At 38.7% G+C, this 13,449-nt stretch carries 15 protein-coding genes; 7 read left to right on the top strand and 8 right to left on the bottom strand.

Features of this window, described 5'->3' with window-relative positions:
* The first annotated feature begins 3 nt into the window (after positions 1-3).
* Genes virB11 through PSU78_RS05515 form a run of 4 tightly spaced genes read left to right on the top strand, consistent with a single transcriptional unit; the run spans position 4 to position 6,169 of the window.
* Complete coding sequence (virB11, locus tag PSU78_RS05530; protein ID WP_300385443.1) at positions 4-1,032, top strand: P-type DNA transfer ATPase VirB11; 1,029 nt, start codon at positions 4-6, stop codon at positions 1,030-1,032.
* A gap of 3 nt (positions 1,033-1,035) precedes the next feature.
* Entirely contained in the window at positions 1,036-3,318 is a 2,283-nt protein-coding gene (locus tag PSU78_RS05525) for a type IV secretory system conjugative DNA transfer family protein (protein ID WP_300385440.1), read from the top strand.
* 17 nt (positions 3,319-3,335) lie between these two features.
* The gene (locus tag PSU78_RS05520) at positions 3,336-5,123 is read left to right on the top strand and encodes an LPD7 domain-containing protein (RefSeq protein WP_300385436.1); all 1,788 of its coding nucleotides are present in this window, start codon (positions 3,336-3,338) and stop codon (positions 5,121-5,123) included.
* Between the two features lie 2 nt (positions 5,124-5,125).
* Positions 5,126-6,169: a relaxase/mobilization nuclease domain-containing protein gene (locus tag PSU78_RS05515; RefSeq protein ID WP_300385433.1), complete on the top strand. Its 1,044-nt coding sequence runs from the start codon at positions 5,126-5,128 to the stop codon at positions 6,167-6,169.
* A gap of 95 nt (positions 6,170-6,264) precedes the next feature.
* Here the strand turns inward: PSU78_RS05515 and PSU78_RS05510 are convergent, their stop codons facing one another.
* The 4 genes from PSU78_RS05510 to PSU78_RS05495 form a co-directional block, all read right to left on the bottom strand.
* Positions 6,265-7,086 (bottom strand): hypothetical protein, encoded by an 822-nt coding sequence (locus tag PSU78_RS05510; RefSeq protein WP_300385430.1) that lies wholly within the window; start codon positions 7,084-7,086, stop codon positions 6,265-6,267.
* Between the two features lie 17 nt (positions 7,087-7,103).
* The gene (locus PSU78_RS05505) at positions 7,104-7,994 is read right to left on the bottom strand and encodes a hypothetical protein (RefSeq protein WP_300385428.1); all 891 of its coding nucleotides are present in this window, start codon (positions 7,992-7,994) and stop codon (positions 7,104-7,106) included.
* Complete coding sequence (locus PSU78_RS05500; RefSeq protein ID WP_300385425.1) at positions 7,995-8,222, bottom strand: hypothetical protein; 228 nt, start codon at positions 8,220-8,222, stop codon at positions 7,995-7,997.
* A gap of 69 nt (positions 8,223-8,291) precedes the next feature.
* Positions 8,292-8,903: a hypothetical protein gene (locus PSU78_RS05495; RefSeq protein WP_300385422.1), complete on the bottom strand. Its 612-nt coding sequence runs from the start codon at positions 8,901-8,903 to the stop codon at positions 8,292-8,294.
* A 259-nt stretch (positions 8,904-9,162) separates the two neighbouring features.
* On the opposite strand from PSU78_RS05495, the gene PSU78_RS05490 reads away from it, so the two are divergent.
* The 3 genes from PSU78_RS05490 to PSU78_RS05480 are packed head-to-tail and all read left to right on the top strand — an operon-like array spanning position 9,163 to position 10,611.
* Entirely contained in the window at positions 9,163-9,465 is a 303-nt protein-coding gene (locus tag PSU78_RS05490; RefSeq protein WP_300385419.1) for a hypothetical protein, read from the top strand.
* An 11-nt stretch (positions 9,466-9,476) separates the two neighbouring features.
* Entirely contained in the window at positions 9,477-10,205 is a 729-nt protein-coding gene (locus PSU78_RS05485; protein ID WP_300385416.1) for an ArsA-related P-loop ATPase, read from the top strand.
* Entirely contained in the window at positions 10,198-10,611 is a 414-nt protein-coding gene (locus PSU78_RS05480) for a hypothetical protein (protein ID WP_300385413.1), read from the top strand. The genes PSU78_RS05485 and PSU78_RS05480 overlap by 8 nt, the downstream gene beginning before the upstream one ends.
* A gap of 289 nt (positions 10,612-10,900) precedes the next feature.
* Here the strand turns inward: PSU78_RS05480 and PSU78_RS05475 are convergent, their stop codons facing one another.
* From PSU78_RS05475 to PSU78_RS05460, 4 genes are read right to left on the bottom strand one after another with little or no spacing between them, the layout of a single operon-like run.
* Positions 10,901-12,091 (bottom strand): DUF1173 domain-containing protein, encoded by a 1,191-nt coding sequence (locus tag PSU78_RS05475; RefSeq protein ID WP_300385410.1) that lies wholly within the window; start codon positions 12,089-12,091, stop codon positions 10,901-10,903.
* A 14-nt stretch (positions 12,092-12,105) separates the two neighbouring features.
* Positions 12,106-12,582, bottom strand: coding sequence for a glycine zipper 2TM domain-containing protein (locus PSU78_RS05470; protein ID WP_300385407.1), 477 nt, complete (start codon positions 12,580-12,582; stop codon positions 12,106-12,108).
* On the bottom strand, positions 12,560-12,856 hold the full coding sequence (locus tag PSU78_RS05465) for a hypothetical protein (RefSeq protein ID WP_300385404.1): 297 nt from the start codon (positions 12,854-12,856) through the stop codon (positions 12,560-12,562). Before PSU78_RS05465 ends, PSU78_RS05470 begins: the two co-directional genes overlap by 23 nt.
* Positions 12,857-12,878: 22 nt before the next feature.
* On the bottom strand, positions 12,879-13,319 hold the full coding sequence (locus PSU78_RS05460; protein ID WP_300385401.1) for a single-stranded DNA-binding protein: 441 nt from the start codon (positions 13,317-13,319) through the stop codon (positions 12,879-12,881).
* Positions 13,320-13,449 lie beyond the last annotated feature (130 nt).

The raw sequence follows: 13,449 nt of genomic DNA, 5'->3' as shown, positions 1-13,449 counted from the left end.
ACTATGGACACCTTAGCCCCACAACAAAATGAATTCATTGGCTCCGATAGATCCTTAACTGTTCGTCAACTTCTAATCAAACACGGCTTAACAAAAGCTCTGAATGACAACATTACTGAATTAGCAATTAACGAACCAAATGGATATTGGACTGAAGGGGCTAAAGGCTGGCAGTACCATGAGAACGAGAATTTAACTCTTGCTAACCTTCAAGGCCTAGCAAGGGCTATTTCGGTTTACAACCGTAAGCCCCTCGATGTAGATAATCCAATAGGCTCTATGACTTTGCCAGACGGCCAACGTATTCAAATTGTGCTGCCTCCCGTTTGTGAGCAAGGCAAAATAAGCATGACTATTAGAAACCCGTCAACAAGTCGTTTTTCACTTGATGATTACGAGAACTCAGGACGATTAAAACCCGCACTGACAAAAATTACTGAGTCCTTGGCACCGTGGCAAGAACAATTAATAGAGCTTCAGAAAAAAGGTGAGTTTGGAGAATTCTTTAGAATTGCGATTGAAAATCACTTAAATATTGTCACCGTAGGCGGCACAGGTTCAGGAAAAACAACATTTTCTAAAACATTGATCGACCTTTACCCAACAAACAAACGTATTTTTACTATTGAAGACGCACACGAACTAACGACACCTAATCATAAGAACTGTACGCATCTGTTCTTTAGCCCTGCTATTGCCGCAAAAGAAGTTCTAGCAAGCTGTATGCGTATGAAACCAGATCATATTTTCATTACCGAGCTACGCGGTGATGAGTCTTGGGATTATCTAATGGCACTTAAATCAGGTCATAGCGGTAGCGTTACATCTATCCACGCGAATGACTGCCGTGGCGCTCTATACAAGATTGGTTCTTACATCAAACAGTCTGAAGTAGGGCGCACGCTTGATTTTGATTACATTATGCGCGAAGTGTATACAACGATTGACGTAGTAGTGTACTTCGATAAAACCTACCTAACTGAACTTTACTATGACCCTGCACTTAAACTTAAAAAACTAATGGGAAACTAAAGCATGAGCTTTAAAAAAATAGCTATAGCTGGCTTTATCATCCTGTTACTTTGTGCTGCGTCAGTATGTGGGGCTTTGTATTTTGCATCCACCATGCTAATTAAATATCTGCACTTCACAGATATTCAGCCTTCAATTCATTTACCTTTTCAAGTTGCACACTTCACTAACAAGAAAATTCAAGGCTTTGGCACTATTGCTACAGCTCTAAGTATTGGCCTACCTGTTGTTGTTTGGGGCTTTATGTTTTATGCGCTTGTAATGCCTAAAAAGCGTGAGTTACACGGTTCAGCTAAGTTCGCTACAGAAGTGGAATTATTAAAATCAGGTCTACTAACGCCTGATACACCACAAGACGAATTCCCGTCACTTATCATTGGAAAGCGTAAAAATAAATATCTTTTATTCCGTGGTCAACAATCTGTTTTCTTAGCCGCGCCAACCCGTTCAGGTAAGGGCGTAGGTGTAGTTATCCCTAATTGCTTGCACTTCCGCGATTCAATGGTCGTACTCGATGTAAAGGGTGAAAACTACGCTATAACCGCTGGATTCAGACAGTCATGTGGTCAAGAGATACACCGCTTTGCACCTGACGATGAAACAGGCAACACATCACAATGGAACCCTCTTACATACGTTAGAAACGATAAACGATTACGTGTTAGCGATCTTTTATCAATTACCAATATTCTCTATCCACCTTCAGAAGATGTATGGTCTTCAACCGCTGAAAACCTGTTTTTAGGTCTTGCTCTATACATCATGGACACCTCAAAAGAACAAGGCAATCTAAACATATCAACCATTAAGCGCTATTCAGTCATGCTAGATTTCTTAAAAGACGAAGATACGTTTATGAAATATGTAGATTCAAGAAAAGCTTTAGAGCCATTATCTGAAGAGGCAATTACACATCTTAGAAGCTACTCACAAACCACAGAGAAGTTACGCAATAGCATATTGGTGACTTTCAACCAGCCATTAGCTATTTTTTCCGATCCAGTAACAGCACACGCAACATCCACCAGTACATTTGATTTTCGAGATGTTCGTAAAAAACGCATGAGCATTTACGTTGTTATCAAGCCAAAAAGTTTAGGTAAATTCGGTTTATTCTTAAATCTATTCTTTGAACAACTCATTACCCAAAACCTAGAAACATTGCCACAAGATGATGCTTCATTGAAATATCAATGCTTAATGTTATTAGATGAGTTCGCGGCCATTGGCCGCATAAGCATTATTGAGAAAGCTTCAGCTTACATGGCTGGTTACAACATGCGCTTGCTTCTGATTTTCCAAAGCAAAAGCCAATTAAAAGATAGAAAGCTCTACGATACAACGGGTGCCGAGACTTTACTCACTAACATGGCTTTACAAATTGTATATGCTCCACGTGATGATAATGATGCTAAAGACTATTCAGAAATGCTTGGCTACATGACAGAAAAAGGCAAATCAAAATCACGTCAACTATCTGGCAGATCGGGCAGCTCCGAATCGGTTAGTGACCAACGCCGCGCATTATTATTGCCTCAAGAAATCAAATCAATTGGTATAGATAAAGAGATCGTTAGTCTTGAAAACATGACACCTGCTCTCGTTGATAAAATATTTTGGTATAAAGACCCTGTTTTCCAAGCGCGTGGGAATATGCCTATCAAGACCAACACAGTAGCGTTTGATAACCCATTAGAAAATACCATCGAGCCACTACAAGACGACTCTATAACAATTAATTTTGGTGGGGCTGTAAGGACGCAAGAACTTTCTGCTGGTGCAAGCTTTGAAGTTGGTTTTGCACCTCGCAGAAACGCGCTAGAGGTTGTCATGTCACTTATTTTGCTTGCCAAAAAAGAGCTTTTGATTTGTGCCCACAATATCACTAACCGTGAGATAGCTTATGCACTTGTTGAAGCTACAAAAAGAGGAGTTGACGTTCGTATTGCAGTACATCACGACTCTTTCAACACCACGGAATACAACCCACTTGAGTATATACAGGCACAGAATGTGCCAATTTTTAAAATTACAAATTATGCTGAAATGCAACATAAATTCATGGTTGCTGACGAGCTGCACGTCCAGCTAGGAAGTTACGACTATACCTACGAATCTAACAACGCTAACGCTGAAAATGCAATTGTCTTCAGGAACGCAAAAGAGATCGCTGAAGTATATCGCACCGAATGGATTAGGCTTACTACAGAACCAAAAGCTGACATTAAAGACATTATTGCAATCGACAAAGGCCTTGAAGCTTTAAAAGCTATGGGCGTTTTTTAATTTAGGAGAATATGAATATGGCTACAGAAAAAACAAACAACCAAAGAGCCTATCAAGGCGTAGTCTTAGCGCATGGCGAAGCTAAATACAATTTTGATGAAAACGAAAAGAAAAGCTATTACATTAAAATGGTAACTTCTTCAGGTGAGCAAACTGTTTGGGGCGTAGACCTTAATCGAGCTGCTTCTGAAGCTGAACTAAAAGCTGGCGATCCAATAAAACTTGAAAACACAGGCATGAAAGCTGTTCAAGTTGATGCGCTCAAAAAGGATGAGTTAGGCAAGATTCTTGGTATAGAAAAAATTGATACTAACCGTAATAGCTGGACTATCACACCTATTGAACTCCAAGCCGATCAGAAAGTTGAAATACAACAAGAACTCGCATTAGGCAATACTGAAGCCATTAAAGAAAAAGTGGCCGCCAGTACCGAACGTGTCTACCACATTGGCACTGAAAACGATTCTGTGACTTATAAAGATGCTACTGAAGCGGGCAATGCTTTTTACGATTCTGACGTTACTAAATTACCATTTGTTTTAGAAACCGCTGAAAAAGGTGGCTCTAAACTTATTGCTTCATCAGAGCTAAAACAAGATGGCGATGCACAAGTTTACAATAAGAAATTTAACAGCCCTGAAGAGGTAGATGCAAACTTTGTGTATGGTTATTTTGAAGCTATGCAAAAATCAACAGACGAACGCCTGAAGACTACTGACTGGCAAAGTATACGTGATACCCAAACTATTGACCCAACGCTTAACAATGATTTGGAAACACTATCACAAGTTGACGTCCGCCAAGCAAGTCAAATGTGGGCTAAACATGCACCAAAAGATATACCAACCCCACCTTACATTATTCCTGATATCGAAAAGCACACAACATTATCGGACAATGATTTATCAAGGCTTTCATATCAACGTGCAACTGATCGCGCTTCAGCTAATGCAGCTTTAGAAAGCCAACAGATACCAGATGCTAAGAAAGATACCTCACAGCCTACAGCTAGCAAAGACGAAGAAAAACGCAAACGCTTTGGACTAGATAACCTGCTAGACCTCATACCTAAAGGTAAAGAGCTTAAAAAAGAAGAAATTATTATGCCCCCAGCTATCAAGAACAAATATCTTGAAGTCGATGGCAAATTCTACTCGAAAGATAACGACCGTGTACTTGTGTTCCAGGACAAAGGTGACAAACTTGCTACTTCCACAGATGATAAAAAATCCGTACAAGACATGATCGAATATGCCAAAGCAAAACAATGGCAAAGCCTCAGCTTAACAGGCTCGAAAGAGTTTAGACGCGAAGCATGGCTTCAGGCAGAATCGCAAGGGATCAAAACAAAAGGCTACACCCCTAATGAGGTAGATATGACTCAACTTAAAGAGCTAAGTCAAACTCGCGCAACTAATACGATTACCCAAGTAAAATCAAACGATCTAAATACTCCATTATTTGCCGAACGTCATAACATTAATAAAAATCAATCTGTAATGCACGAATCAGCAACTAAGAGCGTTACTTCGAATATTCAAGCGTTACAGGCCAAAGATGCAGCTTTTGCACAAAGGTCTATTGATGATATGACTAAAATTGCCTACTGGCGTGGAGTGGTGATGGAAGAGAATAAAAACAAACCATTCAGCCAGCGTGAAGAAGCTTTAGACCGTTATGATTCTCAAGCAAAATCCCCTGACTTTATTAAACGGATTGATGAACAAACACAAGGCACTATTGATGACAAAACCATCGAGCGCACTAATATTAAAGAGCAACAACATGACGAGCATACACGTTAATCATGGCTGAATTTGACCCTATAGATCATTGGTTCGATAAGGGCTTTCGTATTGAAAAAACGAAACGCCCTAAAGCTGCTGCAATTACAAAAGTACGGGCAGCATCAGGCCATACAAGTGCTAAGGCTGGAGTTAAATTCTCCAGCTCAGCTAAAATTAAAAATATTAAAAGTGTTATTAATAAATCACCAGAAGTGGTAGTAAAAATTACAGGTAAGAGCAATGGACTTAAAACACTCAAGAATCACCTTGATTATATTAGCCGCAATGGCGAACTAGAACTTAAAAACGAACGTGAGGAAACAATCAAAGGTCGTGCAGGACTTAAAGATATTCAGAATGAGTTAAAAGCACTTAAATTTATACCAGATGAAAGTAAAGATCGAGAGTATATCCATGTACTCTTTTCTATGCCAGCAAGCACACCAGAGGCAGAGTTAAAGTCAGCCGTTGAGCAATTTTGCAAAGAAGAATTTGCTAATAGACGCTATGTAATGGCACTTCACAACGATACAGATCACACCCACATGCACGTTGCAGTAGGCACTAGAGACAAAGACAACCATCAAACAGACTACGGACATCAAGAAAGATTAAGCCCTCGCAAAAATGATTTATTCAGATGGCGCCAAGGCTTTGCTGACAAACTCAGAGAAAACGGTATAGATGCAGCAGCAAGTGAACGTAGACACAGATTTAATTACAGAAAGGCAGAAAATGCCACAGTACGCCAAATCAAAGACAAGACCTCTAACACACCGAAGGTATCACAAGACCTAGCTGAAGAGATTAAAGTCGCGCTCAAGGCTGGGAATAGGCCTTTAAACCCTGCTTTAGAAAAAGCAGAGGCCAATAAACAAGAGGCGTTGGAAGGTTGGCAAAAGGTAGCAGAAAACTTAGAGGCTTCAGGTGACAATGAACTTGCTAAAAAAGTTAGGGCTTTTATGTCTGAAGCAGACAATCCAATAGTTACTAGAAACCAAGAACTCTATGATAAAGCTCAAGAAAAAGACCGTGGAAAAGAGGAAGTAGAACTCGACCTGTAAACCAGTTTCATTGAAAAAGACCGTGCCTACCTTCCGCCCTGGGAAAAAACTAAAAGACTCTCTTAACTCTTAGCTCTTCTAGCCGTTATTTACGGCTAGTACCATCTTGACCAAGCTACCAATCCAATTAAACTAATAATAATTAACATAACAAAATTGTGGAAATTATTGTTCCACGTCCACCTTAAAGCCCATCTAATTGGATAATCACGCGCACTTATGTTTTCATCACCAAGCCTTTTGATAGAGCTTTTCAACCGCTCTATTTCAAGTTCTTTATTACTAGAAATTATCATAAAGTTTTCTATGAATGGCACAAGCTCTAATACTTCAATGTTTTGTTGCCACTTCAAATTTTCTTTTAATTCCACCGCTTTTATAGGTCTTGAACGACCTTCTTTTTTTTTAAAATCAACATAGTCAAACTCAAGACCAAAGCTCTCATAAAATCTGTTTCTCCTATCTTTATTGTCTGATGTTGCCTGAACAGAACTAAGCCTTATCGGATTAACTTCAGCATCAGGCCATTGTTTCACCCATGCAACTATCTCACTCATTAGAAATGTACCAATTCTTTGCCCGTACAACCCTTCCAAATCAAGAAATATTGCACCAAGCCCTGCGCTCGATGAAGATAGGGAAACCACATTTCTAAACTTTGAGTACCCTCCTTCAAATGACTTACTGACCCTGAACCAATTACGGCCAGTCGTAAAAACCTCAAAATCTAGCCTAAGAGAAGCCTCATAAACTTGACCTTTCTCTTGATAATTATTTATTTTCTCAGTTCTTTCTACAACTATATAAGCTACGGGCGGCTCACCTAGTTTCTTTTTATCACGCACGCCGAGAACATAAATTCTCGGTTTTAAACTAATGCCTTTATCACGTTTAGGCTCTAACGAAGGTAAAGACAAATTAACCCCTTATTAAATCAAAGTGAGAGTTCATCATCAACGGTACTTATAGAGGTGGTGTCTTTCTCAACTACATACAAACTCCTAGCAGTCTCACGATCCGAAAGTTTTTCATCAAAGCTTTTAAAATTAGCATCACTGCCATTAATCAACGAAACCTTTTCAAATACACCGCGCCAGTAAGCAGCTTTATTTAATTCATCATCAGTATGATTTGAAAATCGAGCATCTAATTTTATTGATTCTTTATGTACAGCTAAAGAATCAATACCATGCACATGCAATGCAGCCTTATCAGAATGATCTAATCTGTACTGTTGACCATCATGCTCAGGAAATATCTTCTGCGCCCTCACACCTTCAGCAATACCGTTCTCAATAGATTCGCTTATGCGCCTAATATCAGACATGGTAAGTTTTTCACTAACAGCTAAAATATCTGGTTCAGTGCTTTTCGTGCGTTCTAGGCCTTCAACTGATTCGCGCTCCGCTATGAAAGCAAACACTTCCTCAGACCTTTTCATTAACGGTTTATTTGAATAAAGCTTATCTACCTCATCCCATAATGGCTTTAATGAACTTTCATCCTTAGATGCTACTATCCGCTCTAAAAGATGCCTTTTTTCGATTGGCTCTGTTGTATTGATACCCCAATGTCCACTAATTTCATGTCTGATAGTTGTAGCGACTTCTCGCTCGTCACGGATGTTATCTGCGAATATGAGAATTGCTCCTTGTTTAGCGTGATACGTTCCAGTGATCCGTCCGATTTTCTCAACACTGTTTTCTTGTCCATATACTTCTCCTTGAGTTTCACCAGTTACAATTACATTAACAGGAACATTCCCGTTATACCTTTGCATAGCTTCATCAGCCAGCTCTATAGTTCTTTCTACAGAAAGTGCCATTTATCTTCCTAGTCCGTAAGCAATACAAAAACCTAAAAAGCCAAACAAAATTGCGAGAGTAGAGCTAAGCCCAACAACAAACTCGAACAATCTCCAAAATACTGCCCCAAAGTAGCTATTAAACTCTTGCACTCCCATAGCATTAGTTCTATTAAAAGACCTGCTACCAACCCAATATTGTCCTACGAAGCCTAGTAAGAAAATACCAACACAAATATATTTCAACATAAAAACTCCTTTTCTTTTTTTTGTTTAAACCTTAATGACGCTAACTTACGCACGCATATGATTATATTACTACTTACGAGTGCCTTTACCTTTACCTTTACTCTCAATGTATATCGTGCCCAATCCAAGAGTTTTTACTATTAAAGCAATGTGTTTATCAACATCTAATTTCACCTTATTTAAAGACTTACTAAATTCAGGAATATTGTCCACCACCCCATTCTTAACTGATAATGAATAACTTGAAGAGATACTTTTCAGAGCATTACTTATTCTCGCCATTTCATAATTTGAACTCACCAATACATTTACTTCATCAATCAACAACTGTGGCCGACCTAAATCTTTAAATATTAAATTACAAATGTAATAATTTCTAGGACTTAACCTCATTGTCGCTCGTCTATCAATCTCGGATAAACAGTCTTCAGGCAAACTTAAACCTATACGAATATGTTTACCTTTTAAATCCAAACCCTCCACGTTCAAACCATTGCTATCATTATTGTTTTCTACACTATTGTTTTCTACACTAAATAAGTTTTTATCCAAGCAATCTGCTATCAGCCTTCTAACCAATAACGAAGCATTAGCTTTTCCAAACCTTCGCATAGCCTCTTGTTTAAGCGCCTCTTTTGTATCTGAATCAACTCCATCAACTAATAAATAATCCCTAGCCATTATACCAACTCCAACGTCGTCAAGCGTTCAATATGTATATACATTATACATAACATCCCTATCCTGCGTTAGATTATTTATGCTTTATTGTTTCAGGTTTTTATGGGTTTTTACTTTTTTTTAGGGTTTTTCAGAATTGTAGGTATTTTGCATGTAATTTGTATGTTTATTGTCGGTGGATATTTACTAGGAAAATTGATTTGTTTGTAATTTGTATGTATATTGTAGGTAATATTTAGGTGTAGATAGAAAACTGATAATGAGTGTTATAAAAAGAAGCCTCGCAGGGGTTATTAGAGAAAGACTAGCCGACATAGAACATCAAATTAAGATTGGTGTAAGTCAAAAAACTATTGCCCAAAATATGAAAATCGAAGGCTACGAAATTACCTATCAATATTTTAGAGAGTTAGTTTCGCGGGCGAGAAACTACGAGAAAAAACATAAAGTGCAGCAAGCAATAATTCAACAGTTCACACCAGTTGAGGAAAAAAAAGAAGAGGCTACTAAACCAAAATCATTTGTTTTCGATAGTAAGCCAGATCCAAATAAACTTTTCTAAGAAAGAAAAAAATGAACAGACTACATTTAACGCTACAAGGTAAAGGCGGTGTTGGTAAATCATTAGTGAGTTGCTTGATCGCTCAATACCTAAAAACAAAGAATAAAAAAATTAAGTGTTACGACACTGATCCAGTAAACCAAACACTGCAAGGTTTTAAAGCTTTGGACGTTGAACATATTCAATTGCTTGAAGGCTCAAAAATTAATGAACGAAATTTCGATGTTTTGATGGAAAAAATATTAACCACTAAAACACCCACTGTTATTGATAATGGCGCTTCAAGCTTCGTGCCTTTATCAAATTACATCATTGAAAATGATGTAATTACCATGATGCAAGATAACGGCCACCAAATTATCATGCACATTATCATTACAGGCGGCCAAGGGCTGGCAGACACAATGAACGGGTTTTATGCCTTAGCTGAACAGACGAAAGGCAAAAATATTGTTGTATGGCTCAATGAATATTTTGGTGAAGTTGCGCACGAAGGTAAAGAATTTACCGAAATGAAAGCCTACACAGATAACACAGATAAAGTGCTAGGTATATTAAAACTAACTAAGCGCAATCCTGATACCTTCGGCAAAGACATAGAGCAGATGGTCACATCTAAACTGACATTTGAAGAAGCTATCAATAGCCCAGACTTTAGCATTATGGCTAAGCAACGGCTCAAAACTGTTCAATCTGATATTTATAAACAGTTAGACGCCATTGGTGAGTTAAATGGATAAGCAAGACGTTATTGCTGAGATTTACAAGCTTACAGGAATCGGCTTAGACAAAGACGATCCTGCATTTTTGTTAGTTGAACTTAATAGACTTATGCTTGATTCAAGGGCTGACGAAGTTATAATCCGACTCGATCAATCAATTGATAAACTGAACCAAGAGCGTGCAAATCATTTGAATGAATTGGTTTCAACATCGAACGAGGTCTTGGCTAGATACATCGGCCATGCTAGAGAGATTAAGAAAACACTAGAAGAGTTTAAGTTAAAACCCCAAGAAGCTAAGCCCTCCCCTACTGTCATACCAACTAAAGAACCAAATAATGCTCTCACATGGATGATTCCTGCAAGTTTGTCTATCGGTTTACTCCTTGGGGCTGCGCTAACATTCATTGCTATAAAGCTATAGTTTCGCGGGCGCGAAACTATAGCTTAGTTAAGTTAATGAGTTGGTTCTACGCTTCTTGGTAATCACCTATTACATCCAGAACAGAAAGTTGCTGTTTTCTCTATTACAACCACACTATCATACAAACCTCCATTATCCGCAGGTGAGCCATCGAAGCGATAATGATGTTTAGTATGCCCAAAAAACTTACATTTCCTATAAAACAAATCAGATCCACAAGAAGGGCAACATTCAATTTTCGATGGTTGTTTCATTAACTATCTTTTCTACAAATATTATTTATTAATGATTAAGGCAATGCTGGCATATCACCTGCGCTTGCATCCCAAACCCAAGACTTGACTTCCGACTCCGCAAGCAACTCATCCAACTCGGTTCTAAACTCATCAGTCGCATTACCGTTAATAACGTAAAGTGCGGTTTTATCGCCCTTGGTAGTGTCCAGTGCGCTTGATAATGGCTTTGTAGAGGGTAAGTTATACCGTAAGCTCTTAATGAAGCTGTGCTTAGATTCTACAAGCTTGGTAACAAGGTTATATTCATTTACGTTCTCATAAGGCAACCAGTTTTTATCTACCATCATTAGGGCCACTTCAACAAAAGAAGCCACACCTGCTGAATCAATGCCGAATGTACCAATAAACATTAAATGACTATCTTCGTGTGCATTCCATAACGTCAACTCATCTGCAAATCGCTTGAATAATCTTTTGTGAATATCCGCATTTAAAACGATGTCAAAATTAGGTAAGTGCTTAATAACAATTTTGTGGTCAAAGCGTGTTTTATCGAAGTCTTTTACTTCGCCAACAATAATCATTAATGGCTGAGCGCCTTTTACTGAGCTGCTTAAATGCCTCATTGCCTCAATACGTCTTTTTGTAATCTCGTCCTTTTTGTCCAGGACAAAACTTTCAGGGATATATAAATAGCCATCGAGCGAGCCGCCTTTAGCTATTTTATTTTTAGCTGCCTCAAGCAAATACTTACGAATAACAAACCAACTCCGCTTACCGTCCATAGTTGGGTACCACTTATTAAAACTTGCCTGCTCCCAAAGGTAATGCAACATCGAGCGCAATGTTAGTTTTTTACCGTCAGTGGTTACACTGTCTTGTTCCAAACCGCTCGCCACTGGTGCAGATCGTGAAGCGCCTTTAGATAACGCAAAATCAAGCTTTAAGGTTACTGTGCCGTCTTCGACATTTTCTTTGATGGCCGAACCAGCCACTTGGCCAAGACCTGAAAGCTCGGCGGGCATTTCGTAAGACTCACACTCAGGATGGTGATAGCCGCCTGTGTTTGGCATTCTATTAAGTATTAGCTTTTCATGTCTCTTAGAAATATACATTTCAATACTTGGGTTCATGCAGCAACAAAAAGGCCGCTTCTTTGATCCATAAGCAATAGTTAATTCATTCTCAAACCCAGCATCACTGCTGAGCATTCTTTTACCATTGATAAAATAAGTTGCGGCCATGTTTTTATTCCTCCCTATTGTCCTGCTGAGCCAATTTCACGAATGCGTAGTTTACCTGCTGACTCAACAATATAAACCTTTGCACCAACATACAAATCAGAATCAGCCTGAGTGATAGTGACTAGCTTTCCATCATCTTTTTTCAAGATCAACTCTTGAGCTGTTGAACGTGTGATTTTATCTGTTGTCACATTACCAGCAACACCGCCCAATAAGCCGCCCAAGGTGGCACCAATAATACGGTTATTCTTACTCATTTGGCTACCAATGGCCGCACCCGTCACCGCACCAATACTTGTGCCCGTTGCTTGTGCTGTGCGAGTTGGCTCAATGTCTACATTACGCACATCTATCACCTCTGCTTGCATTACTGTACCTTGTCGCAATGTACCGTTGCGCGTATTACCGTCACGGCTAATGTCATAATCACCAGCCACCGCAACTCCTGAAAAACCTACAACCAGTAAACTAACTAATACGATTTTTTTCATTTTCAGATTCCTTATTTTGTGATTCAGCTAGGCGTCTTTCTGCATAGTCTTTTGCCAATTGTGCTAAAGGTAAATCCCAGCCAAACATCGAGCCAACTTCCGCGCTTTCTAAAATCTCATCGGTCATATCCGCATAATTTAAGCTGCTGACTGTAATATCTCTTCCAACGATTGGCACAGGCCAATAACCCATTTCACCATAAACAAAAGCCACTATTTTTGTTTCTGTTTGTAATTGATAGACTGACTTAGATTTATAAAATGTAATTCTCATATTCTTCATAAAATCCCCGTATCTAACGACCTACGTTAGCAAAAGGATCTGCTGCATTATTATATTCACTCACCCAATCATCTAAGCCTTCAGGCAAACCATTACCAGCGTATTGCTGATCTTCGCTCGCCCCTTCTGCGCCTTCCTCAGACTTACCAGAGTATATATATTTAACATTCTCATTAACGAAATTTACACCACTTTTACCTGTAGCCTTATCGTACCAAGGCACTGCTCTTGATGTGATCTCAACATAAGATTTCTTCTTCAGGTATTTATTGTCATTCACCGCTTGCTTGCCGTAACTTGTGACTGTGATAAATTCAACGCGCTCAACTGGTTTACCGTCTTTAATGTATACATCATTATTTGCAATAACATAACTCACAACATCAACATTACTTGATGTTTTACGAAGGTCAAACTTACGCACTACATAACCACTAAATAAACAAACATTCATTATTTTCACTCCTATTTAACATTCACGTTGACGGTTTATAAACTTGTTTTTATTAGCGATTCTTGCTTGATCACCTTAGATAGAATTATCCTCTTTTGTGGCTCATGTGTCAATGGTTATCTATTGTCTT

The sequence above is a fragment of the Methylotenera sp. genome (genome assembly GCF_029945705.1).
GTDB lineage: Bacteria > Pseudomonadota > Gammaproteobacteria > Burkholderiales > Methylophilaceae > Methylotenera.
Note: the sequence above shows the minus strand (reverse complement) of the source record. Positions and strands in the feature narration are given on the sequence as shown.

What these genes read in the sequence shown, in the direction of transcription:
- PSU78_RS05525 (WP_300385440.1), top strand. Translation starts at nt 1,036, where the DNA reads ATGAGCTTTAAAAAAATAGCTATAGCTGGCTTTATCATCCTGTTACTT.
- PSU78_RS05495 (WP_300385422.1), bottom strand. Translation starts at nt 8,903, where the DNA reads ATGGCTAGGGATTATTTATTAGTTGATGGAGTTGATTCAGATACAAAA.
- PSU78_RS05465 (WP_300385404.1), bottom strand. Translation starts at nt 12,856, where the DNA reads ATGAGAATTACATTTTATAAATCTAAGTCAGTCTATCAATTACAAACA.
- PSU78_RS05490 (WP_300385419.1), top strand. Translation starts at nt 9,163, where the DNA reads ATGAGTGTTATAAAAAGAAGCCTCGCAGGGGTTATTAGAGAAAGACTA.
- PSU78_RS05505 (WP_300385428.1), bottom strand. Translation starts at nt 7,994, where the DNA reads ATGGCACTTTCTGTAGAAAGAACTATAGAGCTGGCTGATGAAGCTATG.
- PSU78_RS05475 (WP_300385410.1), bottom strand. Translation starts at nt 12,091, where the DNA reads ATGGCCGCAACTTATTTTATCAATGGTAAAAGAATGCTCAGCAGTGAT.
- PSU78_RS05485 (WP_300385416.1), top strand. Translation starts at nt 9,477, where the DNA reads ATGAACAGACTACATTTAACGCTACAAGGTAAAGGCGGTGTTGGTAAA.
- virB11 (WP_300385443.1), top strand. Translation starts at nt 4, where the DNA reads ATGGACACCTTAGCCCCACAACAAAATGAATTCATTGGCTCCGATAGA.
- PSU78_RS05470 (WP_300385407.1), bottom strand. Translation starts at nt 12,582, where the DNA reads ATGAAAAAAATCGTATTAGTTAGTTTACTGGTTGTAGGTTTTTCAGGA.
- PSU78_RS05520 (WP_300385436.1), top strand. Translation starts at nt 3,336, where the DNA reads ATGGCTACAGAAAAAACAAACAACCAAAGAGCCTATCAAGGCGTAGTC.
- PSU78_RS05460 (WP_300385401.1), bottom strand. Translation starts at nt 13,319, where the DNA reads ATGAATGTTTGTTTATTTAGTGGTTATGTAGTGCGTAAGTTTGACCTT.
- PSU78_RS05515 (WP_300385433.1), top strand. Translation starts at nt 5,126, where the DNA reads ATGGCTGAATTTGACCCTATAGATCATTGGTTCGATAAGGGCTTTCGT.
- PSU78_RS05500 (WP_300385425.1), bottom strand. Translation starts at nt 8,222, where the DNA reads ATGTTGAAATATATTTGTGTTGGTATTTTCTTACTAGGCTTCGTAGGA.
- PSU78_RS05480 (WP_300385413.1), top strand. Translation starts at nt 10,198, where the DNA reads ATGGATAAGCAAGACGTTATTGCTGAGATTTACAAGCTTACAGGAATC.